The sequence below is a fragment of the Gammaproteobacteria bacterium genome, from assembly GCA_029882975.1.
Lineage (GTDB): Bacteria > Pseudomonadota > Gammaproteobacteria > SZUA-152 > SZUA-152 > JAJDNG01.
In genome coordinates, this window is the sequence record JAOUJW010000008.1 from 63,842 (window position 1) to 88,898 (window position 25,057).

Here is a 25,057-nt window from a genome sequence, read left to right on the forward strand (position 1 = left end):
AAACCGTCCCTGCGATTACAGCCACAGAAATTTAAAGCTTTTCCATCAATGTGCCGATTTGTTTTCATGAAACCTGCGTAAGCTGTTGTATGAGCTAGAATAAAAACATGCACCTTGAAGAGGCGGACCCATGGGACAGGAAATCTCCCGGATCCAGTTTGAACAACGTCATTTCGACCGGTTCGAAAACCGCTTAGCCGAAGAAACCCGGTTATTGTCCCAATGGTTTGCGGAAAATCGCTTTTGTGATGACCGATTTGCTTCCGGCTTCGAGTTGGAAGTCTGGATTGTGGACCGGAACGCCAAACCCCAGCCCATTAACGAAAAACTGATCCAAACCATGGCAAATCCCATGGTCACCCAGGAACTGGCCGCTTTCAATATCGAATTCAATTTTGGCGCCGAAACCCTAAAAAACAGCGCATTCACCCACCACCGGGAGGAGATGATGCAGCTGTGGCGACACGGCAGTGCCACTGCGAAAAACCTCGATAGCCAATTGGCGATGATCGGAATTTTGCCCACGGTGAAAAGCACTGACTTGACCATGGCCAATGTATCGTCAATGAAACGCTATGCGGCTCTTAACGAACAAGTATTACGTATGCGCAATGGTCGACCACTGCGGTTGGATATACACGGTAATGAGATCCTGCGTTTAAGCCATGAGGATGTCATGCTGGAATCGGCAACCACATCTTTTCAAATTCACCTGCAAGTACCCATCTCCAAGGCTCTGCGCGCCTATAATGCATCCATCATACTATCGGCCCCCGTGGTCGCTGTCGCAGCCAACTCGCCCTATTTATTTGGAAAGAACTTGTGGTCAGAAACGCGTATCCCCCTGTTTGAACAATCGGTGGAAGTGGGTGGATACGGTGATGCGTCCCAAGGTCCCATGCGGCGCGTGTCTTTTGGTTCCGGTTATGCCCGTGAATCTTTGATGGAAATTTTCGAAGAAAATTACCAACACTTCCCCGTTTTACTACCTATGTTGCAGCAAGAGCCTTTAGAACATTTTGCCAATGTGCGCCTCCACAATGGCACCCTATGGCGCTGGAACCGCCCTCTGATCGGCTTGGGGGATAAATTACCTCATATTCGTATCGAACATCGTGTCGTACCGGCCGGCCCCACGCTGGAGGACAATCTGGCCAATGCGGCCTTTTATTACGGCCTGGTTTACGCCCTGGCACAACAACAACCTGCGCCGGAAACCCAACTGCCGTTTGAGTTGGCGCGGGACAATTTCTACCGAGCCGCTCAATATGGCCTGGATACCAACATTGTGTGGCTGGATGGTAAAAAAATCAAAATTCAAACCTTGATTCTCAAAACACTACTGCCTTTGGCCGCCAAAGGTCTACAACGACTTCAAGTAGACCAAACGGACATTGATCGCTATTTGACAATTATTGAATCCAGAACCGTGAATAACTGCACCGGCGCCGAATGGCAACGGGCATTTGTCTGCCGCTACGGCCCCGATATGGAAAAACTCACCACCAGCTACATTGAAAATCAAGAATCCGGGCTGCCGGTACACAACTGGGGTATCAATCGCTGACATAGGAATCATATGCTTCATATAACAGACCAATTACCCGAGGGTTTTTTGCAGACCGGACCACAGGAGCTACACAATATTCTGTCCGGACCGACCCTGATACACTTGCAAGGTAGACGCCAACAACCTTTGTTTGTCTCGGTTCTCTTACACGGCAACGAAACCACCGGGTTTTACGCAGTGCAAAAACTGTTACAAAAATATTCCCATCAAGCTCTACCGCGCTCACTATCTCTGTTTGTGGGTAATGTTACCGCAGCACGGACCGCCGAACGCCGCCTCAATGGCCAAGTGGATTACAACCGCGTCTGGCCCCACAGAGGCTTCAGTCATGATTCAGTGGAATGTAATATGATGGGACAGGTTGTTCAAGAAATGCAACAACGTGATGTTTTTCTCAGTGTGGACATACACAACAATACCGGACTCAATCCACACTATGCCTGTATTAATCGGCTGGATAATGCCTTTTATCATCTAGCTACGTTATTCAGCCGCACAGTAATCTATTTTGTGCGTCCCAAGGGAGTTCAGTCCCAGGCGTTTGCCGAATTGTGTCCGGCAGTGACTGTGGAATGCGGCCAAACCGAAAACCACCACGGTATAGAGCATGCGTTGGAATATTTGCAGGCCTGCCTGGATCTGTCTGAACTACCAACACACCCTGTCCATACCCAGGATATGGACCTATTTCACACAGTAGCCACCGTAAAAGTTGCGCCGCATATTCGATTTAGTTTTAGTGAGGAGAGCGTTGATTTGTTGTTCGAGTCCCGCCTTGACCTGATGAACTTCAGTGAATTAAAAACCGGTACGCGCTGGGGAAAAGTCAATGTTCCAGATGATGCAGACCCGGTGCTGACGGTAATGAGTGAAACCGGTGAGGATGTGGTCCATCGCTATTTCCGCCAGCGCAATGGCGAACTGCTCACCACCGGTCCTATCATGCCTTCCATGTTAACCACCCAGGAAGATATCATCCGAAAAGATTGTCTTTGTTACCTTATGGAGCGCATGCCTCTTAAAGACGCTGAGGCAGCTGAATTATCTTAAAAAACTCTATATTCCGTTTTCTTATTCGGGCTTTACACCGACATACTCGCTGAATATCCCCATATCACAATAACGTCGATTATCCAAAAAGCCACTGTTTGCCATGGCTTTCATTATATCATCGGGTGGTACGCAATTTTCGATGGTATCCCAAAAGTAGGTCATCAACGTTTCCGCGTCTTTGGTACCCGAGCCAATGCGGGCTATTTTGGGAACAATGCGGCGCATATAAAACTTGAGGAATCGGTTAACGAAGGCAGACTTGTGCCGAGTCAATTCCATAACCAATACCGTGCCGCCCGGTTTTAAAACTCGCAAGTATTCGTCAAAAGTGGCGTGAAGATCATCCACATGGCGCAAAGCATAACCCATACTAAGAAAATCGAAAGAATTGTCGGGAAACGGTAAGTGCGCGGCATCGGATTGAATAAAAGGAATCTGCACAGTTTTTTTGGCTTCCAACATCATATTGGCGCTTCGATCCAAACCTGTCACAGAACCACCGGGACCCACAATGCGTAGGGCGGCTTTAGCCACCGGTCCGGTTCCCGTGGCAATATCCAACATGGCGTCATCTTGTTTCAATCCAGCCCGTAACAAAGCTTTGTGTCGATACCAATTCCCCGATCCAAACGACATGGCGCGAATAATCCAATCGTAGTGGCACGCCGTTTCATCAAATAACCATGAAACGAACCCCCGTCTATGTTGTTCGTCTGCATAGTACTGCTGCAACGGCGGGTGAGGAATTAATTCAGACTTGTCTCTGTGGGCTTGGGATTCCATAATTCGAGAATACTCTCAGTAAAATAGTGGTTAGGATCTATGTCTTTTCTGACAAAGAGTTTAGCTTCTGAACCTTTTGCTTGTCAGTGCTGCGAATTATACAGATTGCCGATTCACAAAGGTATGGAAAACCTCACATTTATTTTTCAACACTCTAATCTACTGTATAATGTTGCTTTCGATGTTGATTCTTATACTGTATATATTGCGACCAATATCCAATGATAAGCTATACTAAACAGCGAGTTACACTTTAGAATCTGAGAGTGAATCCATGGTTAATATGGCACGTTTTTTTAATGGTTTGACTTAATAAAATCGACAATTATTTTTAAAGCACTTTAGATATTGGTTTCTACGGATGACAAAAGCTGAATTAGCCCCAAAAGCAAACAAAAACCGTGCTTCGGTAAGTTGTGCCCTTGTTCCAACAGACCAAGTCCCGCAACAGGATGAAAACCTGCTCGGGGTTGTTACCTTTGGTTCCCAGCATACCAGCCAAAACATAGCCCCTGAACTCACCCATATTAATGTTGATCTGGCCTATTGCGAGCATCCGGTTGCAGAACTTTGGTACAGCAACGAAGTCGTTCAAAGGGGTCATTGCGGCAACATCCGTTACTCACGCAATGAGCAACTGCTCTTCGGCTGCATTGATGTGGCGGGAAACGACCTGAAAAGCTTGACCGAAGAAATCTATTTGTCCATTTTCGAGTTCTTAAAACAGCAACAAACCCCGCATATATTACGCATTTGGAACCACTTCCCCGGCATTAATGAAACCGGTAAGGAATTGGAGCGCTACCAGGAATTCTGTGTGGGTCGTTTCGCGGCCTTTCAGCGATTTTATGGAGAAAAATTCCAGCAGCAGATTCCTGCGGCCAGCGCTATCGGCACCTATTCCGGCGGAGTCTCTGTGTATTTCATAGCCACTGTAGAGCCGGGTATTTACCTGGAAAATCCACGCCAAGTCGCAGCCTACCACTACCCGGCTCAATATGGACCCTGTAGCCCTTCCTTTGCTCGCGCAACACTGTTTCAATCCGTCGATCCGCATACTCTGTTTTTATCCGGTACCGCCAGCGTGGTTGGGCATGAAAGTCTACATCCGGGTGATGCCGACAAACAGCTGCAAGAAACACTCAACAATATCAGCAATTTATTAAATCACGATAAAATCCGGGAATACCATTACAAACCGCCTCTATTTCCACTGATTAAGATATATTTACGGGAACAAAGCTTTCTATCGGAACACCTTAAACAAACCGTACGCCACTTTTTTGGATCTGAAACACCACTACTTTTTCTACAGGGTGATATTTGTCGTAACGATTTGCTCCTTGAAATCGAAGGCATGGTCAATTACACGGCTTGAATTTCACTGAGCTATCCGCCTCGCAAAACCCAAATTGTGTCTTTACCCAAGGCAGCTCAGGCTGAGCATAATTATTGCATCCATCCTTTTTTGCCCCAACCCTGGTATAAAACCGTAAGTTGATCTATGTTTTTCAAATAGTTAAACCGGCAATGGGCGATACTCGCAGCGAAAACCAAGGACAAAAATCGGGTGGTAATGAATCCAAGATTGCAAAATTATTCGCGAGTGGCGCTGTTGCTCTGTGCCTGCTGTTCCGTGGAGGCAAAAGCGCAAACAAAAACCTACGTCATTGCCTCCTCCAATAATTTTCCACCCGTGAATTTTATCAATGTCGACGGTAAATTAAGCGGTTTCGGCAAAGAACTGTCCACGGCGGTGGCCAAGGCCGCAGGAATATCCGTTACTTATAAACACAGTGACCAATGGACAGAAGTTTTACAGTGGCTGCAAAACGGTGATGCGGACTTTCTCCATGACGCCGGCTATACCAGTGAAAGGGATAAAACTCTGGATTTCAGCGACCCTATACTGGAAATGCCGGAAATCATCATTGTTAGAAAAGGCCGCCGTGATATCCAAGACCTGGACTCTCTCCAGGGTAAAAAGGTCGCCTGCGTAAATGAACACATCAGCCACCAATATTTAAAAACACTTCCTGGAATCCAGTGCCATCTGGTTGGTACACCTGCGCAAGCATTGAGTGATTTGGTAGCCGGATATGTGGATGCCTTCGTGTACCCGGCACAAGTTACTCGTCATCTGGCCTTTCAGTTACGGCTGGAAGATCAGATCGACTACGTATCCCACCCCCTGCGTATTTTAACCTGGTCCATGGTAGTACGCGAAGGTAACGCGGTGTTATTACAGCAATTGAACTTCGGTTTGGCGCAGGTAAAATCCAGCGGTGAGTACAACGTTATCTATGATAAATGGTTCGGTAGTCGCGTCCTCACCGGCTATACCCAACAGGAATACCACACCCTGTTATTTTTATCGGTTCTTATTGGCATTTTGTTGTTAACGATTGTCATTCTGTTTAATTACCGAAAACTGAAACTGTCTCACTCTCTCATACATCAAGAAAAGAACCGTTATCGGCAGCTTACTGAGCAACTCCAACAGTCAGAAGAACAGCTTGAACAACAAAATCACATTTTGGAATCCATTTTTACCAGCTTACCGGATGCCATTATTTTGACCGACCACCAGCAGTCTATTGTTATGTTGAATCCATCCGCTGAAAAAATGTTCGGTTATACACAAAGCGAAATTACCGGACAAAACCTCCAATGTTTATGTAATACCAACAAGGTGATGCACTTCTCCCTGGAGAATACCGAACACGTTTCGCAGTTTCAGATCGAATTCAAACGAAAAAATGGTTCAATTTTTACCGCTAAAGTCTTTGGCGTTAAAAAAACACCTCCCACCGGGTTTGCAAATCTTCTGTTTATAAAAGATATCAGCCAACAATTGACCTCCGAGTCCTATTTACGTCGCCTCAATCGTACCTTGACCACTTTTATAGAAACCCGTCATGTGATTATTCGCTCAGATAACGAGCGGCAATTACTACAGGGGATTTGTGAGGTTTTGATTAATACCGGCGGCTATCGGTTTGCCTGGGTTGGAATACTGGATGAGTCCCAAACCTGCGTGCAGCCACTGGTTCAGGCAGGTACGGAAAACGGTTATCTGGAACAGCTTAGGAATAACAAGAATAGAAAGTGCGACAATCCTATCGAAACCGCCATACGCAGCGGTAACACTTGTGTATCCGAAAATCTGCTTAAAGACGCTGCCATCTCTCCTTGGAAAGAAAATGCTGCCAAAAGCGGTTTTGCCTCTTCAGTCACCCTACCTTTATACAAAGAAGGTATTGTGTTTGGTTGTTTAAACATCTACGCAGACAAACCCAGTGCATTCGATGCCGAAGAACTTAATTTATTGGAAGAATTGGCTGATGATGTCTCCTTTGGCATTTCAGCGCAGAGCGCAAAAAGTGAGCTGGACCTGGCCATATTGCAGCGGGCCAGCATCATGGACAGTGTTCAGGATGTTGTTTATCAAATTAGTCCCCAAGGCAAATTGGTTTTTTGGAATCAGCGCTTTTCCCTGGTCTCCGGCTACAGCCACGCGGAGCTGGAAAACATGGATGCTTTGAATTTTTTCCCAGAAGAACAACGCCTACTCGTCAGCGATGCCATACAGCGCTGTTTCGACTTAGGATACACAGAGGTGGAAGCCTCGCTAAAAACCAAGGATGGCACCCTGATACCTTACCAATTCAGCGGATCTCCCACCATGGACGAAAATCAAAACATCATTGGTATCACGGGTGTGGGTCGTGATCTGACCGATTCCAAGCAGGCAGAACAGGAGAAATTGAACCTGCAAACCCAATTGCAGCATGCCCAAAAAATGGAATCTATCGGTCAATTGACCGGTGGTATTGCCCACGATTTCAATAATATTCTCGCATCCATCATGGGCTACACCACCCTGGTGATGGATTTTATTACCCGGGACTCCAATGAAAAACTCAACAGCTATCTACAACAGGTAATGAAAGCCAGTGAACGGGCCAGGGATTTGGTGAAACAAATGTTAGCCTTCAGCCGTGGAACAGAGACAGAATTGAAATCCACATCACTGCTGCCTTTGTTGCAGGAATCCATCAACATGCTCCAATCCACTCTGCCATCCACTGTGGAAATCACTCAAGACAATCAAGAAGGTATACCTAAAATCATGGCCGATTCGGTACAACTGAATCAAGTTGTCCTAAATCTGTGTATTAATGCCCGCGATGCCATGAACAATAAGGGTACCATTCGTATCGAAACGAAAAACACCAACCTGAAACGACAAGAGTGCTCATCCTGTCATCATGTTTTTTCCGGTGACTTTGTAGAATTGAGTATTGGTGATACGGGTAAGGGTTTGAGCCCGGATATATTAGGTAAAGTTTTTGAGCCCTTTTTCACCACCAAAGAAATCGGTAAAGGCTCCGGCATGGGTTTGGCTATGGTTCACGGCATTATTCACAAACACAATGGGCACATATTGGTGGAGAGCGAAGCGGAAAAAGGCACTCGCTTCAGGCTTCTGTTCCCTAAAAATGAAGTTGTCAGCATAGAAGAAGGTTCCAACGTTAACAAGGTGTCGGGTCACATTGACGCAAAACACATCTTGGTGGTGGATGACGAGGCTCCGGTGGCTTTGTTCGAAGGCGAATTACTCAAGGGGCTGGGTTACAATGTCAGCATATTTACCAGCAGTAGTGAGGCCTTTCGCTGTTTCGAAGAAAAACCTGACGAATTTGATTTAGTGATCACCGACCAAACCATGCCGGATTTGACCGGCGGTGAAATGGCCGAAGCCATGTTATCTATCCGCCCCGAGATTCCTATCCTTTTATGTACCGGTTTCAGCAATTCTCTCAGCCCGCAACAGGCAGCAAATATAGGAATTCAGGGATATTTCCATAAGCCTTTAAACAAAGATGCTTTATTACGAAAAATAGAAGAGTTGATTTAGCTGCGTGAACCGCCTGAAGATGGGATTACGTTAAAGCGGTTAATAGTGGTCTCAATAGTAACGCAATCGATACCAAATTCCCCCCAGCCATTCATGGAAAAAATACTCCGTTATCTGCAATGCTCGAATCTTCGGCAGCAAATAATGGGAGACATTGCGTGGTCGCTCACGTGAATGCAATAAAGTGGGAGCTGGTGTCACCCCAATACCGAAGTGTTCAAATGCAACCCTGGCCCGTGGTAGATGCAGTGCATGACTTACCAGCAATATATGCCGGTACTTTTTTGCCAAAAGTAACTCTGATGAGTAACGAGCATTCTCGTAAGTCGTGCGACTGCGTTCCTCGATAATCTGCACGGCCACCCCAAATTCCTGCTCCAGCATTTGTTGCATTAACCGGGCTTCGGATTCGCGATGGTTCGCATTAACTTTACCACCGCTGATCAGTACCGGTAACCCGGTTTGTCTTTGTAACCAGGCCGTGTAACGCAAGCGCTGTGCCGCGACGCCATTACTGACATCAGCACCATATTCCGGGTTGTTCTCGTAGCGACTGGCAGACAGCACCACAATCGCCTGCGCTGGGGTTTGATGCAGTTGCGAGGGTGGCAAAGCCGGGGGTTCTAACAAACCGGCGAGAAACACAGCCGTCACGGGCAAACTAAATAAATACAATAAGCCACTGCTTAATAACAACAAACGGATAGACCACAGGGGTCGGAAACGGTAAAGAACAACCCCAAGCAATGCCGACAAGATGAAACAGGTAGGTGGAGTTAGGATGTTTTGCAAAAATTTCAGTAAACCCAGTTCCATTTCGGCGCCAATCTTACCTTGAATTCTGTTCCAAGTATCGGCTAATGACAGCGAACTCTTCTAAGGTTAAAGTCTCAGCGCGGCGCACGGGATCAATTTCCAGTAACTGCAGTTCCTGTTCTCCTATTAACGATTTCAGGGTATTTCGCAAAGTCTTACGCCGTTGTGAAAAAGCCTGAGTCACCACCCGTTCGAACAAAGCCACATCACCCAGCGCCAAAGGCGGCGATGCGAATGGACGCAGTCGGACCACGGCGGAATTGACTTTCGGAGGTGGTGAAAAAGCGCTGGGTGGGACCTCAAAGAGTGATTCCACCTCACAGAAATACTGCAACATGACACTCAGTTTACCGTAGTCACTGCATGCGGGTGCGGCGGCCATTCTATCCACCACTTCTTTTTGCAGCATAAAATGCATATCTTCCACACAGTGGGACTGTTCAACCAATCGGAAGATCAAGGGGGTGGAAATATTGTAGGGCAGATTACCCACCACCCGAAGTTTAGCGTTTGTTTGCAATTGACAGAAATCAAACTGCAGAGCATCCGCGCTATGGATAGTCAACTTACCCAGTGGTAAACACAGTTGTTTCAGTTTGGGAATCACATCCCGATCCAACTCCACCGCATCCATACGCTGTACCAAAGGCAGCAATTCTTGCGTTAGGGCACCGAGACCTGGACCGATTTCCACTATATGATCCGATGCTTTAGCATGAATCGCATGTACAATGGCAGCTACCGTGTGGCCGTCCGTAAGAAAATGCTGGCCGAAACGTTTGCGAGCCCGATGTGACTGGCTCATGGGGATTGCTCACAATGAGCCATCTGCAGAGCCAAATCCAAAGCTTTTTCAAAACTGCTCACATCAATGCGACCACTGCCTGCCAAATCCAAGGCTGTGCCGTGATCCACGGAAGTTCGAATTATGGGAAGACCCAAAGTCACATTCACCGCCTCGCCAAACCCCATATGTTTTAGTACCGGCAATCCCTGATCATGGTACATGGCCAGAACCACATCCAGCTGTTTCAATCTGGCAGCAACAAAAGCTGTATCTGCCGGTACAGGTCCGACCAAGTCATAGCCCTGGGCGCGCAAAGTTTCCAAAACCGGAATAATAATATCGATTTCTTCCCGGCCCAGGTGGCCTTGCTCTCCGGCATGGGGGTTAAGTCCGCAAACATGAATCACCGGTTGATCAATTCCCATGTGCTGCTTAAGTTCTCGATGTAAGATCTCTATGACTTCCTGGAGTGAGGCTTGGGTAATCGCCTGGCTGACCTGGGCCAATGGTAGGTGGGTGGTCGCTAGCGCCACCCGTAAACCTTCGGTCAGCAACATCATAACGGGTCGAGACGCCCCGGTTTTTTCGGCCAAAAACTCGGTGTGTCCGGTAAATGCGATACCTTTTTGATTGATGACCCCTTTATGCAAAGGACCGGTCACCAAAGCCGCAAACGTTTTTTGCAAACAGGCCTCCGCAGCAACAGACAAACACTGCAGCACATAAGGTGCATTGTCCGGATTGAGCTCACCCGGGCACACCGCTTGTGGTAACTTCACGGGTAAAACCGATAGTGACCCTGCCGCTTGGGATTGTGGCAGATCCTGAGGCGAGAAGACGTGCAGTTGCAAGGGCAAACCCAACTGCGCAGCCCGATCCAGCAAAAGTTGCGGATCACATACGGCAACCAGTTGGGCGTCATGAGCTTGTTGCGCCAACAGTACGCACAAATCCGGCCCTATACCAGCAGGTTCACCCGGAGTAATGGCTATACGGGTGACGGGCGGGGGCGTACACGAATGAGTCATCATGTGTGTGGCATTATTGGCTAAATGCGCACTTCCACAAAAGCCTCGTCACGAATCCGCCGGATCCAATTTACTAAAGCCGGTTGCCATTTCCTTTGTTGAATGGCGGCTCTGGCCTGACCGCGTTGAAACTCCTCGGTATTATCCTGAGAACGACGTCCTTGGACTTGAAGTATATGCCAACCGAAGGCGGTACGGACCGGATCACTGATTTCACCTTCTTTAAGCTGGTTCATCGCATTTTCGAAGGGCTTCACCATGACACCTGGATTAACCCACCCCAGGTTACCACCATCGGCAGCGGATGCTTTGTCATCGGAATTGGCGCGGGCCAAATCCTGGAACAACTCGCCTCCTTCAATACGTTGTTTTAATTGAGCCGCCCGTAACCGGGCTTCCTTGCTGTTCAAAAACAAATTGGGTTTTACCAAAATATGCCGGACCTTGGTTTGTTGTACAATGTGCTGTTTCTCATTGCGACGTTTGCCCATTAGTTTAATGAGATGAAAACCGCTGGGACTTTTTATCAATTCACTGACCTGGCCTTGTTTCATCGCAACCACTTTGTCGGAAAATAATGTTGGCAACTGATTCAGCTTACGCCAACCAATATCTCCCCCTTCCAACGCCTGCTGCCCATCCGACTTACTGATGGCCAGTTTGGAAAAATCCGTACCTGAATCCAATTGTGCTTTAATATCCTCGGCTTTGGCTTTGGCTTTTTTGATTTGAGCGGATGTGGCCGCTTCCGGAATGGCCACCAATATGTGGCCTAAATGAAACTCATCCTTGTCGCTACCCTGGATATTTTCATTTGCCAAAAAATTATCAATCTCATCATCGGTTACGGCGATTCTGTCGCGTACTGCCATTCGTTGTAAGCGAGTTATGATCAAATCATCACGAATATTCTTACGATACACATCAAAATCCAAACCTTGCCCGCGCACTGCCTGACTAAAGGCGATCAAATCCATTTTATTGGACTGAGCCACTTCTTCGATGCGACGGTTCACAGCGTCATCGTCCACGCGGATGTTTCGTCTCTGAGCAATTTGCAGTTGCAATTTCACCACAACCATACGTTCCAACACTTGCTTGACCAGATCGGCATGGGCGGGTAATTGCATGCCCTGACTGCGAATCTGCTGTTTAATGGTGTTCACTTCAGACTCAAGCTCCAGCCGAGTAATAACGTCTTCGTTCACCACAGCCACAATTTCATCTAAGGTTTGAAACGTTTGCTTCGCACCTACCACGGTACTGCTACAAAGCAAAATGACACCCAAGGCGACGCTCACGTTTAAAAACTTGTAATTAATCACGCTCTTTCCAATACCCTTTATCAAAATATTCTGAAGTCTTGCCGCCCACACTGGCCAATCCTTTAAGTTCAAACTGCAGTAAAAAACTCTCATCATAGCTTTCACCAATCAGGTCTTCTATGGTTTCACGACGTAGCAGTCGCAGGGCCCAGCAGCAGCTATTGTATTCTAAGCCTTGAAAGCTCTCCAAAGTAAGATCGTCCTTAAGGGAATAGTTCCAGAAAGTCACGAACTTCCATTGTTGGTCCATCGGCAACAAGAGACTGAAATCCGCCTGCTCCATGACGCCGCCATCATATCGGTAGGCAACCCCCAATGCCGTATCATTCTTGGGGGTATACCGGTATTTAACCGAGCTGCGTATGGTCGCAGAGCGATCTTTATTCCAGGCGAATTCGGAACTGAGTCGGGAAGCGCCAAACTGTGTCGATACGGCAACCAAGGTATCAGACCAGCGCTGGGTTTGCACAGTCTCTCCCGGCAGGGTCACTTTACGATCAGAAAAATAGCGGATTTGCCCCAATGCAGCCGAAAAAACCTCTTTGCCGGTTGGGGACATCAATCGGGTGGTGAGAGCCAAGCTCAATTGCTTGGTGTCTCCCATACGATCCAGACCCATATAACGATTATCACGGAATAATTGTGCAAAATCCAGCCGAGTGGCGCTACTGTCAAATACCTGTTCCTGCCCGAGTTGATCCACCAATAATCCACTTTGTTCCCGGTAAGGAACATGCAAATAAAACAAGCGGGGCTCGAGGGTTTGTACAAATGCCTGTTTTCCGAATTTGGTCGTTCGTTCAAAAAACAAACCACTGTCCAAAGTGTACGCCGGCACACTAATGCTGGGTTCAGAATCACTGCCGCTTTGATTGTTTTCCAGCTCATAATAAGTGTAGCGCCATGTGACACCCGGTTTGAGAAATCCGTAACTGTTCGTGATCGGCAGATCGAGTCCCGCCTTAATGTGGCTGCGCATACCTTTTAAGCCGCTATCTCGATCAAATCGAACCCACTCGGATTGCAATCCCGCATTCATACCAGACAAGGTATACAGGGGAGTATCCAACTGAATTTGGGGTAAGCGCTGCATGGGTTTATCCTGCTCCGCAATAACAGCATCCATGATTTGAAAATGCTGCGCCATCGCTTGTGCTCGCCAACCCTGGTGCTGCAAGCTCACGGTGGCAATTCTTTCCAAATAAGACAAACTGGATAAATCCAGCGCACCACCAAAATCCTTTAAATAGTCCTCGTCGGATGCGCTCTGATATTGAACATCTGCGGACCAATTGGATTGAGGGTCACCCCGCAACCATCGCTGGTTAAAAGCCACATAACGTCGGTCATCACCGTATATACGATCACCGGGAAGATATTCGAGATTTACCTGACCTCCGCCGGATTCATTCAAAAAACGGAATTCTGTTTTTGCCTGTGTACCTCTGTTACTAAAATAGTGTCCGGTAAATGTGGCATCCCTTTCCGGTGCAATATTCCAATAAAACGGTTGGGCAAATTCGTTTCCGGACTCGTTGGAATAACCCATATTGGGTATGAGCAAACCGGTTTTACGACCTTCAATGGGTAGATTCAAATACGGAAAATAGAGCACGGGAATCTGAAACAACTCTAATCTGGCATGGTGGACAATGGCTTCATTTTTCGCCCGGTTTATACTGAGCCTACCTGCCCGCAGTTTCCACACTTCATCATCTTCATTGCAGCTGGTAAATACAGCCTTGTCCATCGAGATGGCATCCTTATCCTGCAAATGAATGTTATCCGCCTCACCGCGCAAATGGTTTCCGGGCAGCCAAAAGCGACTGGTATTAATAGTTCCCAGATTTTTTGCCATGTTCAAAGAAGCCTGATCACCATTGATAACAAAATTTTCTGTCTCGAAGTGAACCGACCCACTGGCTTCCACTTGGTCATCCGTGCGATGGTAACTGGCTTTATCTGCGCTAAGAAAATAATCTTGTTTTTGCAATTCCACTCGACCTTCCAGCTGAAAATACTCTTGCTGACGCACCAATGCACTATCCGCAGAAATTCGAGTTTCTTCCCCTATGCTCTGAGTGGGCCTGGATACGTAATTGGGAGGCATAAACGGTGTACTGCAGTGCTGCCACAGGTCATCTTCAGCGCCAATAGGGTTTTGTGCCTGCGCCGCACAGCAAAAGCACGCCATTGAAATGGCGACCGTTTTCCTTGCTAAGTTCAACACCAAGCCTTTATTTTCCTATACAAAAACTTGAGAAAATACGTCCCAACAAGTCGTCGGAACTGAATTCGCCGGTAATTTGATTCATCTCATCTTGTGCCAGACGTAATTCTTCGGCGACAAGTTCACCCGCTTTATACTGCAACAATTGAACTTTACTTTCCTGAATATGTTTCAGTGCCTGCTCCAATGCCTGTACGTGGCGTCGTCGAGCGCTAAACTGACCTTCACCGGCTAATTGATAACCGGCGCATTGTTTTAAATGTTTTCGCAAATACTCCAAACCGGCTCCGGTTTTAGCTGACATATATAAGTGGCACTCGTTTTGGTTCGGCTCGAGCCGCGGGGCCTCACCACTTAAATCTATTTTATTATGTATAAAGGTTAAACCAGGTCCTGCCTGACGTAAACGTTGAAGAGAAGATGAATCGTGTTGCTCACCCTCAGTCATATACAAAATACGATCCGCCTGTTCAATCTCCTGCCATGCCCGACGAATTCCTTCCTGTTCCACCGGGTCATCACTGTGGCGTAAACCGGCTGTATCAATAAACTGTATAGGTAATCCGTCCAATAACACATGCTCCCGCATCACATCTCGGGTGGTACCGGCAATGGGGGTAACGATAGACGTGTTTTTTCCGGTCAGTGCGTTGATTAAGGTAGATTTTCCTACATTGGGTGATCCGGCAATCACCACTTGCATGCCCTCTTTTAGCAGACAACCCTGTTTGGCGTCCGCCAATAGGGACTGGGTACCTAACTCCGCCTGATCCAGGCCTTGAAACAATTGTTCATCCTGTAGAAAATCCACTTCCTCTTCTGGAAAATCAATTGCCGCTTCTACCAACATACGCAGCCGAATAAGGGCTTCCACCTGTGCGTGAATTTGGCGTGAAAACTCTCCCTGCAGAGACCGAAGCGCCGAACGCGCAGCTTGTTCCGAGGCACTGTCTATTAAATCTGCAATAGCTTCGGCCTGCGCCAAATCCAGTTTGTCATTTAGAAAAGCCCTTTCTGAGAATTCACCGGGCCGAGCCAAACGAGCACCCATGGACACAACAGCTCGCAGTAACATATCCAACACCACAGGACCGCCGTGACCCTGTAGTTCTAAAACATCTTCGCCGGTAAAAGAATGTGGGCTTTTAAAAAAAAGCACAATGCCTTCATCAATGGTTTTACCTAAAGCGTCCTTAAAGGGGAGGTATTCGGCTTTTCGGGGACTGGGTACTTGAGGTAATAGAGCTTGGCCGATCCGAAAACATAAAGGACCGGATATTCGAACGATACCCACACCCCCGCGTCCCGGTGGTGTGGCGATTGCGGTGATGGTATCCGTCTCCATCACCGTATCCATGTCGGTACCCGTTGGCAAAGAAGTGTCTTTGTTCACGGACATACCGAAAGCTGTTTGGCATCAGCCCACGTCACCTCGGGTTTTCCGCGGTTACGCCTGAGCCTCAATTTTCCGGGTAATGACCCATTGTTGAATAATGGAAAGAACATTATTAACCACCCAGTACAACACCAATCCCGATGGGAAGAAGGCGAAAAACAAGGTAAAGATCCAAGGCAATGCCATCAGCACTTTTTGCTGTACCGGATCCATGGGAGCCGGATTGAGTTTTTGCTGAATATACATACTCACGCCCATCAAAATGGGCAGCACATAGAATGGATCTTTGCTGGACAAATCGTTTAACCAGAAAATGAAATCGGCCTGGCGCAATTCCACACTTTCCAGTAACACCCAGTACAAGGCAATAAATACCGGAATTTGCACCAGCATGGGTAAACATCCACCCAAGGGATTAATTTTCTCTTTCTTGTAAAGATCCATCATTGCCTGGCTCATGCGTTGCTTATCATTACCGTAGCGCTCGCGCAGTGCCTGTATCTTTGGTTGAAACTTTCTCATGTTGGCCATGGACTTGTAAGCTTTTTCAGATAGCTTGTAGAATATGGCCTTAATAATGATGGTGACGAAAATAATGGCCCAACCCCAGTTGCCAACCCAGGTGTGGATGGTATCAAGCAACCAATACACCGGTTTGGCCAACAGTGTTAACACCCCGTAATCGACGGTTAACTCCAAATTCGGAGCAATGGTTTCTATGATTTTCTGTTCTTTGGGTCCCAGATAGAGCTTGCTGGTAAATTGGCCATTTTGACCCGGCGCCACTTGTTTTTCTGTACTGGTCAGTCCAATGATATAGCGGCTGCCATCGATCTTTTCGAGCGCTTTGGTATAAAAATGATTTTGCTCCGTTTGTACGGGAATCCAGGCACCGAAAAAGTAATGCTGGATCATCGCCACCCAACCGCCCGTGTTGTAGGTTTGTTCCGGCTTCCAACTGCTCATGTCATCAAAGTCCACTTTTTCGTAGACGTTCTCCGGCGTTGATACAATACCACCGGTATAGGTGTATATAAATGCTGAGCTTTGTTCACTCTTGGTTCGTTGCAGCTGTCGATACATACGCCCGGCCCACGGTGTCGCGCTGCCGTTACTCACTTCAAAATCCACATCCACTAAATAACTACTGCGGTGGAAAGTATACGTTTTCAGAACCTTTACACCCGACTCACTTTGCCAGGTCAGAGGTACCACCACAGCGTCAGACCCCTCCGGCAGGGAGTACAATTCCTGCGGCGCGCTGTACAGCGTATTGATATCGGCGGACTGTTTGTCACTGCCCAATAAACCGGCTTGAGCCACCATGAGTTGGGGCATTTTGTCGTTAAATAAAACCACGGGTTTATCCGGATGAATGACTTCTACGGGATATTTGAGTAAGGCGCCATAACGCAAATCACCACCCATAGTGTCGATTTCCACATCCAACACATCCGTGATCACGCGAACTCGGGTTCCGGACTTTAACACGGTAGCTGCTTGGGCTGATCCTTCCGAAGCGGTTTGTGGTACCTGAGAAGGCAATTCCTCAGTTGTTGTCCGAGGCATATTGCTGGGTTCTACGGGAACTCCACCGGTCGCTTGCGGTTGTTCTAATGTAGCAACAGGTGTTGGCTTGGGACCGTACTTGACTTGCCATGCATCGTATAAAAGCATAACAACAATTGATAGTGCTATAAATAAAAATAATCTTTGATTTTCCATTAGTTTTTATCAGTCTTATCAGGAACCGGATCATACCCCCCCGGATGCCAGGGATGACAACGCAATAAGCGTTTTGTTGCCATAAATACACCTTTAGTGAAACCGTATCGCTCTACCGCCGTTTCGGCATAACAGGAACAAGTAGGGTAGTAGCGGCAGTGGCTCGCCATCATGGGACTAATGCCATAACGGTACGCCTTAATAAACAGCAACACTAATCTTTGCATTTTTTTGCTAAAACCTCCCAGTGTCGTTGCAAGCTGCGACTCAGGATTTTTTTATCTACATCTGCTGCGTTTCGTCCCAAAACGACTATGTCCAAACTTCCCAGCCCGATTTTATGGTGACGAAAACTCTCTCGAATTATACGTTTCACCCTGTGCCGTACAACCGCTGATTTCAGTTGTTTTTTACTTATGGCTAAACCTAGACGAGGAAAGGTTTTGTCATTGGGACAAGCCAGCAACGTTAAGTACTTATCGCTGGATTTGCAACGTGTTTCCTTGAACACTTTGTTGTAGTCGCTGCTGTGTAAAAGCCTTACCTGACGTGGGAACCGTTTGTCGGATATCATAAGAGACGTATACGCTTACGCCCTTTGTGAAGCTTTACTTTTGTGAGGCTCAAAATTTGCTAAGCTCAAATTTGCCAAGCCCAAAAAAAGTGAAGCTCAAAAACCAAACAACACTTTAAGCACTTAGTCTTTTGCGGCCTTTGGCACGTCTGGCGTTGATTACCGCACGCCCACCTTTGGTAGCCATTCGAGCTCGAAAACCGTGAGTGCGTTTTCTACGTAAATTACTGGGATTGAAAGTTCTTTTCATGACAGTTTCCGCTTTGTTGGTTTAGCAACTATTCTATATAAAAGCGGCGTAGAATACTGTGAATAACCGCCTCCAGTCAAGGAAATACCCACTTATTTTTTTTCAATTGCATGTGGATAACTCGAGCGTTCGGGTATAGACTCATGGGTCTTTTCTTCGCAAAAATATCTGATACTAAGGGGAGAATAGGTGGACATTTGGCAAAAATGCTTAGACCGCCTTGAAGGGGAGTTGTCTGCTCAGCAATTCAACACGTGGATACGTCCACTACAAGTTATGGAAACCGAGCAATCTCTCAAATTAATGGCTCCTAACCGTTTTGTATTGGATTGGGTCAATAGTCGTTTTATGGAATTAATTCAGCAGACCGTAAAGGAATGCAATAACCATGATAGCTTGGATGTTATTTTGGAAATTGGTGGAACCGCTCCGGCGGAACCTATTGCACCCAGAGTCAGTCCGGCGGTAGCCACTCCCCGTCGCACCGCTGATGTGAAACACAACAGCAATTTGAACCCGGAAAGCACCTTTGAAAATTTTGTAGAAGGCAAATCCAATCAACTGGCTCGCGCAGCAGCTCACCAGGTTGCTGTCAATGCAGGCCAATCTTACAATCCGCTATTTATTCAAGGTGGAGTGGGTTTGGGAAAAACCCATTTAATGCATGCCATTGGAAATGCGATTCTGGCTCAAAACCATAACGCTCATGTGGTTTACTTGCATTCCGAGCGTTTTGTACAAGATATGGTCAAGGCCCTGCAACACAACGCCATCAATGAATTTAAACGTTATTATCGCTCTGTCGATGCTTTGTTGATTGATGACATCCAGTTTTTTGCCGGTAAGGAGCGTTCTCAGGAAGAATTTTTCCATACCTTCAATGCCCTGTTGGAAGGACAGCATCACATCGTTCTGACTTGTGACCGCTATCCAAAAGAAGTGACGGGTTTGGAAGAACGTCTCAAGTCGCGGTTTGGATGGGGATTAACCGTTGCCATCGAACCCCCTGAACTGGAAACCCGGGTAGCCATTCTCATGAGCAAAGCCAATCAAATGGGTGTGGGTATACCTCAGGAAGTGGCTTTCTTCATCGCCAAACGCATTCAATCCAATATTCGAGAACTGGAAGGTGCCCTGCGACGAGTGGCCGCCAATGCCAAATTTACGGGTCACCCGATTACCTTGGAATTTGCCAAAGAAGCATTGAAAGATTTGTTGGCTTTACAGGACAAACTGGTCACGATTGAAAATATTCAAAAGACGGTAGCCGAGTATTACAAAATCCGAGTTTCGGAATTGCTATCCAAAAAGCGTAATCGCTCCGTTGCCAGACCAAGACAACTGGCAATGACTTTATCCAAAGAATTAACCAATCACAGCCTACCGGAAATTGGTGATGCCTTTGGCGGTCGCGATCACACCACCGTATTACATGCTTGCCGAAAAATCGCTGACCTTAGAATTAGTGAAGTAAGAGTGAAAGAGGACTATTCCAATTTATTACGGACTCTAACCACTTAACAAGCTTGTCGTAACCTGTGGATAAATCGACGAACAAACTTTATCACCATTTTATCCACAAGCTACTCACCGGATAAAAGACCGGTTGTACATAAAGTATCATCTTTGTAAGTTATTGATTTAAAAAGTAAATATGTAGTTACTAACAGATATCATGCACTATAGTAATTATAGTAATAGGTTTTTATATAATATATTAAATAAGAGCAGACAAAACGGACCACATCATGCGATTTACCATTTCAAGAGAAAATTTATTCAAACCATTGCAATACATCGTTGGCGTTGTGGAAAGAAGGCAGACTATGGCTATTCTTTCCAATTTTCTATTGGAAGCAAAAAACCAGCAGTTAGTTATTACGGCCACAGATTTGGAAATCGAAATGGTGGTTCAAACTGACCTGGATGTAAGCGAACCGGGCAAAACCACGTTACCGGCGAGAAAGCTCTATGAAATTTGTAGAGCCTTACCCGAGCAAGCTCAAATCGAACTGAGTGTTTCACCAGAAAAAGAAAGAGCGCTGATTCGATCCGGTAAGAGTCGTTTTAATCTTGCCACTTTGTCAGCTGAAGGGTTTCCTGCAGTAGAGAAAATCGATTCGCTCCAGTCTTTCAGCATCAGTCAGAAAAGTTTGAAGAACCTCATCGACAAAACTCAGTTTGCTATGGCGCAACAGGATGTTCGTTATTATCTCAACGGATTGTTGCTTGAAGTGGATGCGGGTCAAGTTCGTTGTGTTGCCACCGACGGACATCGGTTGGCTTTTTGTGAATATGACGCTGATGTAAACCCGGATAAAAAAATCCAAGTGATTCTGCCACGCAAAGGTATTAGTGAATTGGCTAAAATGCTGGAAGAGTCAGATAAAAAGCTGAACGTCGACATCAGTGAAAATCACGCCAGAATTAGTAATGAAAATTGGCGTTTCACTACCAAGCTTATCGACGGAAAGTTTCCTGATTATGAAAGGGTCATACCGAGCCAATGTGACAAACTATTAACTGCGGACAAAGAAGAGTTGAGAGACGCCTTGGCCAGGGCGTCCATCCTTAGCAACGAAAAGTTCAAAGGGATTCGCATGAGTATTCAGCCCAATCTCATTCAGGTACAAGCTCACAACCCGGAAATGGAAGAGGCTGAAGAGGAATTGGATGTTGAGTATGACGGTGCTGAACTGTCCATCGGTTTCAATGTAGGATACTTATTGGACGCGGTATCGATCCTACCTTCGGAAAAAGTACGCTTGGGATTTAGCGATGCCAACAGCAGTTGTTTAATCACTTTGGACGAGGACGATTTCAACTGTAAATACGTTGTGATGCCTATGCGTTTATAAGTGGTGTTTTGCCGTAGTTCGGTTCTTATGAATTCTTGCCCACTTTCTACTACTGAGCTAACTCCGCTCACTAAGCAACTCTCTTACTCCCACACCCTTAGCCGAAGGATAGGCGAAGGGTGTGCTGTAATCTTTCGAACCCACAGCGTGATGGTTTGGAAACTGCGGTGATTTTAAATCACATTAAGATTTCCCAATTTCGCAATTTAGTGGATACACAATTATCCCCCAGCTCTGTAAATGTTCTAGCAGGAAAAAATGGCAGTGGAAAAACCAGTGTGTTGGAAGCCATTTATTACCTGGGACATGGGCGATCCTTTCGAACCGTTTACGGACATCACTTGATTAACCATCAACACGATCGATTTAATTTGTGGGCTCAAATACAAGACCATGAACGCAGTTGTCCATTGGGCGTGGAAAAATCAAAACAAGAGCACAAAATTAAATACGATGGAGAGTCAGTAAGAAACTCTTCTGTACTGGCTCGCCTTTTACCCATTCAAGTCATTAACCCTGATGTCCATCGCTTGTTGGAGGACACGCCGCGTTATCGTAGAAAGTTTTTGGATTGGGGAGTGTTCCACGTGGAACATTCCTATGGAACATTGTGGAAGCGGTTCCACGCTTTACTCAAACAACGTAATGCGGCTCTAAAAAAACGTTGGGACTATTCTTTGGTTAAGCATTGGGATGCGGAGTTGATCCAAGTGGTCAGTCAGATTGATGACATTAAAAAAGCCTACTCTATACGTTTGGAGGAAATATTTAAGCAATATGCGCAATTGTTCCACGTACCCGTTCCTAATATGGCTTATTATTCCGGATGGCCGAAGGATCAAACGTATGAGGAATCGTTGCACCAGTCGTGGGATCAGGATTTGGATTCCGGATTTACGCGCTTGGGTCCACACCGCTCTGACCTTATTCTTAAGCTGGGTTCCTATAGAGCCAAAGATGTGGTTTCTCGGGGACAGCAAAAAGTTATTGCCATTCTGTTGAAATTAGCCCAGGTGAAATTGTTCGTCCAAAGTGAAAACCGACCTATTGTCTTGTTGATGGATGATCTGGCCTCAGAACTGGATCAGACTTTTACACACGCCATTATAGAGCTATTGCAAACTACCCATTGCCAGTTATTCGTAACAGCTACCGAAACTGACAAACTAGAACCCTTACTTTGTTTACCCGGTTCCACGATGTTCCACGTGGAACACGGCTTAGTAAAAGAAGTGGTATAATACCCAATCCCATCTGATCGGAGAAAAATATGAGTGATGATTACGATTCCAGTCGTATAAAAGTACTGAAAGGTTTGGATGCTGTTCGCAAACGTCCAGGTATGTACATAGGCGATACGGATGATGGCACAGGTTTACATCACATGGTGTTTGAAGCAGTGGATAATGCTATTGATGAAGCTTTGGCAGGGTATTGCACCGAATCGAAAGTAATTATTCATAGTGATGGGTCTGTTTCCATCAGTGACAACGGTAGGGGGATTCCTGTCGATATTCACAAGGATGAAGGTCGATCTGCCGCTGAAGTGATTATGACGGTACTCCATGCCGGTGGAAAGTTTGATGACAATACTTATAAAGTGGCCGGCGGTTTACATGGCGTGGGCGTATCCGTGGTTAATGCGCTGTCCGAATGGCTCACGCTCACAATATATCGTGATGGTAGAGTCCATTCCCAAGAATACAAAATGGGTGATCCTCAAGAACCATTGAAAGAAGTTGGGGATACAGACAAAACCGGCACCAAAATTCGGTTTAAACCTTCCACCGAAATTTTTTCAGATACGGAATTTCACTACGATATATTGGCCAAACGTTTAAGAGAATTGTCCTTTCTCAATTCCGGTGTTCGAATCAGTTTGATTGACGAAAGAACAGGAAAGAATGACACCTTCGAATACAAAGGTGGAATAAGAGCCTTTGTGGAACATTTAAATCGAAACAAAACACCACTGCACCCCACTGTGTTTCATTTTATTTCTACAAAAGACGGTACGGAAGTGGAAATCGCTATGCAGTGGAACGATTCCTATCAAGAGAACATTTTTTGCTTCACCAATAATATTCCACAACGGGATGGCGGTACGCATCTGGCCGGTTTTCGAAGCGCACTAACGCGCACCCTAAATCAATACATTGATAACGAGGGCTCTGCTAAAAAAGCCAAGATACAAACCTCCGGGGATGACTGTCGCGAAGGTCTTACAGCGGTACTGTCGGTGAAAGTGCCTGATCCTAAGTTTTCCTCTCAAACAAAAGATAAGCTGGTTTCATCAGAAGTCAAAGGGGTGGTGGAATCGGCTATGGTAGAAAAGTGCACGGAGTTTTTATTGGAAAACCCTTCGGACGCAAAAGCGGTAGTGAGCAAAATCATTGATGCTGCCAGAGCTCGGGAAGCAGCTCGTAAAGCCAGGGAAATGACTCGACGTAAAGGCGTATTGGATATTGCCGGATTGCCTGGGAAGTTGGCGGATTGCCAGGAGAAGGATCCTGCCTTATCTGAATTGTTCCTGGTGGAGGGAGATTCCGCAGGGGGTTCAGCCAAGCAGGGAAGAGATCGCAAGTTTCAGGCTATCCTGCCGCTCAAAGGCAAAATTCTCAATGTGGAAAAGGCCCGCTTCGATAAAATGTTGTCTTCCGCTGAAGTGGGAACTTTGATCACCGCCTTGGGTTGCGGTATTGGTCGGGAAGAATTTAATCTGGGAAAACTCCGTTATCATCGCATCATCATAATGACTGATGCAGATGTGGACGGTTCTCACATACGTACTTTGCTACTCACTTTCTTCTATCGACAAATGCCAGAACTCATTGAAGAAGGACACATCTATATTGCGCAGCCTCCATTGTATAAAGTTAAAAAAGGCAAGCAAGAACGTTATGTCAAAGACGATGCACAACTCAATGCTTACATATTACAACTGGCCATTGAGAACGCTCTTTTGTTTACGGAAGAAGGCACACCCGCCATAAAAGACATTGCGTTGGAAACATTAGCCAAACAATACTTGGCTGTCATAGCAACCATCAATCGGCTTTCCAAACGCTACCATGGGGAACTGCTGGAAAAGATGATTTACATGCCGGCAGTGGACCCGAGTGATAGTGGTAAGCAGGAAGTTATGCAACCCTGGTTTGAAGACTTGGTTAACCGGCTCAATGAAAGCGGGACTATTAAATATGACGTTAAGGTAGGTAAGGACGATACGAACCAATTGCTGGCGACAGTTGGGGCAATACAACACGGTGTGGGGAACTCACGACCTATTGCAGCGGATTTTTTCCAATCGGCTGAGTACCGCAGTTTCGTCGAATTGGGTAAGCAGTTGGATGGTTTTATCAACACCGGTGCTTACGTTCAACGTGGCGAACGCAAGACCCCTGTGAGCAGTTTTAAAGAGGCATTGAATTGGCTAATGGATGAAGCCCGACGCGGACTCAATATTCAACGGTATAAAGGTCTCGGAGAAATGAACCCGGAACAACTTTGGGAAACAACTTTGGATATGAATAATCGCCGCTTGCTGCAAGTGCAAATTGAAGATGCCGTGGCAGCGGATGAAATCTTCACAACGTTAATGGGCGATCAAGTTGAACCACGCAGAGAGTTCATTGAAAGTAACGCATTGGATGTTGCCAATCTGGATATTTAAAAAGAAAGTAATTCAGAACAAAAGGGGGCATTTAGCCCCTTTTTGGTTTCAAAAGAAGAAATAAAGGG

At 46.3% G+C, this 25,057-nt stretch carries 19 protein-coding genes; 8 read left to right on the forward strand and 11 right to left on the reverse strand.

Features of this window, described 5'->3' with window-relative positions:
• Positions 1-130 precede the first annotated feature (130 nt).
• Together OEY58_07925 and OEY58_07930 are read left to right on the forward strand one after the other, a co-directional pair.
• Positions 131-1,567 carry a glutamate--cysteine ligase gene (locus OEY58_07925; protein ID MDH5325373.1) on the forward strand — a complete coding sequence of 479 codons (1,437 nt, stop codon included), beginning with the start codon at positions 131-133 and terminating at the stop codon, positions 1,565-1,567.
• Positions 1,568-1,579: 12 nt separating this feature from the next.
• Positions 1,580-2,620, forward strand: coding sequence for a M14 family metallopeptidase (locus OEY58_07930; GenBank protein MDH5325374.1), 1,041 nt, complete (start codon positions 1,580-1,582; stop codon positions 2,618-2,620).
• A gap of 21 nt (positions 2,621-2,641) precedes the next feature.
• On the opposite strand, the gene OEY58_07935 is transcribed toward OEY58_07930, so the two are convergent.
• The gene (locus tag OEY58_07935; protein ID MDH5325375.1) at positions 2,642-3,406 is read right to left on the reverse strand and encodes a class I SAM-dependent methyltransferase; all 765 of its coding nucleotides are present in this window, start codon (positions 3,404-3,406) and stop codon (positions 2,642-2,644) included.
• 361 nt (positions 3,407-3,767) lie between these two features.
• Between OEY58_07935 and OEY58_07940 the strand changes: the two genes are divergently transcribed.
• A complete protein-coding gene (locus OEY58_07940; GenBank protein MDH5325376.1) occupies positions 3,768-4,784 on the forward strand; it encodes a hypothetical protein in 1,017 nt (338 codons plus the stop codon).
• A gap of 198 nt (positions 4,785-4,982) precedes the next feature.
• Positions 4,983-8,327 (forward strand): transporter substrate-binding domain-containing protein, encoded by a 3,345-nt coding sequence (locus OEY58_07945; GenBank protein MDH5325377.1) that lies wholly within the window; start codon positions 4,983-4,985, stop codon positions 8,325-8,327.
• 51 nt (positions 8,328-8,378) lie between these two features.
• On the opposite strand, the gene OEY58_07950 is transcribed toward OEY58_07945, so the two are convergent.
• The 10 genes from OEY58_07950 to rpmH form a co-directional block, all read right to left on the reverse strand.
• Entirely contained in the window at positions 8,379-9,143 is a 765-nt protein-coding gene (locus OEY58_07950) for a YdcF family protein (protein MDH5325378.1), read from the reverse strand.
• 13 nt (positions 9,144-9,156) lie between these two features.
• The gene (gene rsmA / locus OEY58_07955) at positions 9,157-9,948 is read right to left on the reverse strand and encodes a 16S rRNA (adenine(1518)-N(6)/adenine(1519)-N(6))-dimethyltransferase RsmA (protein MDH5325379.1); all 792 of its coding nucleotides are present in this window, start codon (positions 9,946-9,948) and stop codon (positions 9,157-9,159) included.
• The gene (gene pdxA, locus OEY58_07960) at positions 9,945-10,958 is read right to left on the reverse strand and encodes a 4-hydroxythreonine-4-phosphate dehydrogenase PdxA (GenBank protein ID MDH5325380.1); all 1,014 of its coding nucleotides are present in this window, start codon (positions 10,956-10,958) and stop codon (positions 9,945-9,947) included. The genes rsmA and pdxA overlap by 4 nt, the downstream gene beginning before the upstream one ends.
• A gap of 20 nt (positions 10,959-10,978) precedes the next feature.
• On the reverse strand, positions 10,979-12,283 hold the full coding sequence (locus OEY58_07965; GenBank protein MDH5325381.1) for a peptidylprolyl isomerase: 1,305 nt from the start codon (positions 12,281-12,283) through the stop codon (positions 10,979-10,981).
• Positions 12,276-14,477 carry an LPS assembly protein LptD gene (lptD, locus tag OEY58_07970; GenBank protein MDH5325382.1) on the reverse strand — a complete coding sequence of 734 codons (2,202 nt, stop codon included), beginning with the start codon at positions 14,475-14,477 and terminating at the stop codon, positions 12,276-12,278. The genes OEY58_07965 and lptD overlap by 8 nt, the downstream gene beginning before the upstream one ends.
• A 43-nt stretch (positions 14,478-14,520) precedes the next feature.
• The gene (gene mnmE, locus OEY58_07975; GenBank protein ID MDH5325383.1) at positions 14,521-15,861 is read right to left on the reverse strand and encodes a tRNA uridine-5-carboxymethylaminomethyl(34) synthesis GTPase MnmE; all 1,341 of its coding nucleotides are present in this window, start codon (positions 15,859-15,861) and stop codon (positions 14,521-14,523) included.
• 99 nt (positions 15,862-15,960) lie between these two features.
• The gene (yidC, locus tag OEY58_07980; protein ID MDH5325384.1) at positions 15,961-17,634 is read right to left on the reverse strand and encodes a membrane protein insertase YidC; all 1,674 of its coding nucleotides are present in this window, start codon (positions 17,632-17,634) and stop codon (positions 15,961-15,963) included.
• Positions 17,634-17,861 (reverse strand): membrane protein insertion efficiency factor YidD, encoded by a 228-nt coding sequence (gene yidD, locus OEY58_07985; GenBank protein ID MDH5325385.1) that lies wholly within the window; start codon positions 17,859-17,861, stop codon positions 17,634-17,636. Before yidD ends, yidC begins: the two co-directional genes overlap by 1 nt.
• Positions 17,849-18,208 carry a ribonuclease P protein component gene (rnpA, locus tag OEY58_07990; GenBank protein MDH5325386.1) on the reverse strand — a complete coding sequence of 120 codons (360 nt, stop codon included), beginning with the start codon at positions 18,206-18,208 and terminating at the stop codon, positions 17,849-17,851. Before rnpA ends, yidD begins: the two co-directional genes overlap by 13 nt.
• Before the next feature lie 115 nt (positions 18,209-18,323).
• Entirely contained in the window at positions 18,324-18,458 is a 135-nt protein-coding gene (rpmH, locus tag OEY58_07995; protein MDH5325387.1) for a 50S ribosomal protein L34, read from the reverse strand.
• A gap of 189 nt (positions 18,459-18,647) precedes the next feature.
• Here rpmH and dnaA point away from each other — a divergent pair, with 189 nt between their 5' ends.
• From dnaA to gyrB, 4 genes are all read left to right on the forward strand, one after another.
• Entirely contained in the window at positions 18,648-19,979 is a 1,332-nt protein-coding gene (gene dnaA, locus OEY58_08000) for a chromosomal replication initiator protein DnaA (protein ID MDH5325388.1), read from the forward strand.
• 227 nt (positions 19,980-20,206) lie between these two features.
• On the forward strand, positions 20,207-21,316 hold the full coding sequence (gene dnaN, locus OEY58_08005) for a DNA polymerase III subunit beta (protein MDH5325389.1): 1,110 nt from the start codon (positions 20,207-20,209) through the stop codon (positions 21,314-21,316).
• 119 nt (positions 21,317-21,435) lie between these two features.
• The gene (gene recF, locus OEY58_08010; protein MDH5325390.1) at positions 21,436-22,557 is read left to right on the forward strand and encodes a DNA replication/repair protein RecF; all 1,122 of its coding nucleotides are present in this window, start codon (positions 21,436-21,438) and stop codon (positions 22,555-22,557) included.
• Positions 22,558-22,586: 29 nt separating this feature from the next.
• The gene (gene gyrB / locus OEY58_08015) at positions 22,587-24,989 is read left to right on the forward strand and encodes a DNA topoisomerase (ATP-hydrolyzing) subunit B (GenBank protein ID MDH5325391.1); all 2,403 of its coding nucleotides are present in this window, start codon (positions 22,587-22,589) and stop codon (positions 24,987-24,989) included.
• Positions 24,990-25,057: the final 68 nt, after the last annotated feature.

Bases quoted from the DNA above. Each gene is read 5' to 3' on its own strand.
- yidD (MDH5325385.1), bottom strand. From the start codon at position 17,861: ATGCAAAGATTAGTGTTGCTGTTTATTAAGGCGTACCGTTATGGCATT.
- rsmA (MDH5325379.1), bottom strand. From the start codon at position 9,948: ATGAGCCAGTCACATCGGGCTCGCAAACGTTTCGGCCAGCATTTTCTT.
- OEY58_07945 (MDH5325377.1), top strand. From the start codon at position 4,983: ATGAATCCAAGATTGCAAAATTATTCGCGAGTGGCGCTGTTGCTCTGT.
- rpmH (MDH5325387.1), bottom strand. From the start codon at position 18,458: ATGAAAAGAACTTTCAATCCCAGTAATTTACGTAGAAAACGCACTCAC.
- pdxA (MDH5325380.1), bottom strand. From the start codon at position 10,958: ATGACTCATTCGTGTACGCCCCCGCCCGTCACCCGTATAGCCATTACT.
- OEY58_07930 (MDH5325374.1), top strand. From the start codon at position 1,580: ATGCTTCATATAACAGACCAATTACCCGAGGGTTTTTTGCAGACCGGA.
- lptD (MDH5325382.1), bottom strand. From the start codon at position 14,477: ATGGCGTGCTTTTGCTGTGCGGCGCAGGCACAAAACCCTATTGGCGCT.
- yidC (MDH5325384.1), bottom strand. From the start codon at position 17,634: ATGGAAAATCAAAGATTATTTTTATTTATAGCACTATCAATTGTTGTT.
- OEY58_07950 (MDH5325378.1), bottom strand. From the start codon at position 9,143: ATGGAACTGGGTTTACTGAAATTTTTGCAAAACATCCTAACTCCACCT.
- OEY58_07940 (MDH5325376.1), top strand. From the start codon at position 3,768: ATGACAAAAGCTGAATTAGCCCCAAAAGCAAACAAAAACCGTGCTTCG.
- OEY58_07925 (MDH5325373.1), top strand. From the start codon at position 131: ATGGGACAGGAAATCTCCCGGATCCAGTTTGAACAACGTCATTTCGAC.
- rnpA (MDH5325386.1), bottom strand. From the start codon at position 18,208: ATGATATCCGACAAACGGTTCCCACGTCAGGTAAGGCTTTTACACAGC.
- OEY58_07935 (MDH5325375.1), bottom strand. From the start codon at position 3,406: ATGGAATCCCAAGCCCACAGAGACAAGTCTGAATTAATTCCTCACCCG.
- dnaN (MDH5325389.1), top strand. From the start codon at position 20,207: ATGCGATTTACCATTTCAAGAGAAAATTTATTCAAACCATTGCAATAC.
- gyrB (MDH5325391.1), top strand. From the start codon at position 22,587: ATGAGTGATGATTACGATTCCAGTCGTATAAAAGTACTGAAAGGTTTG.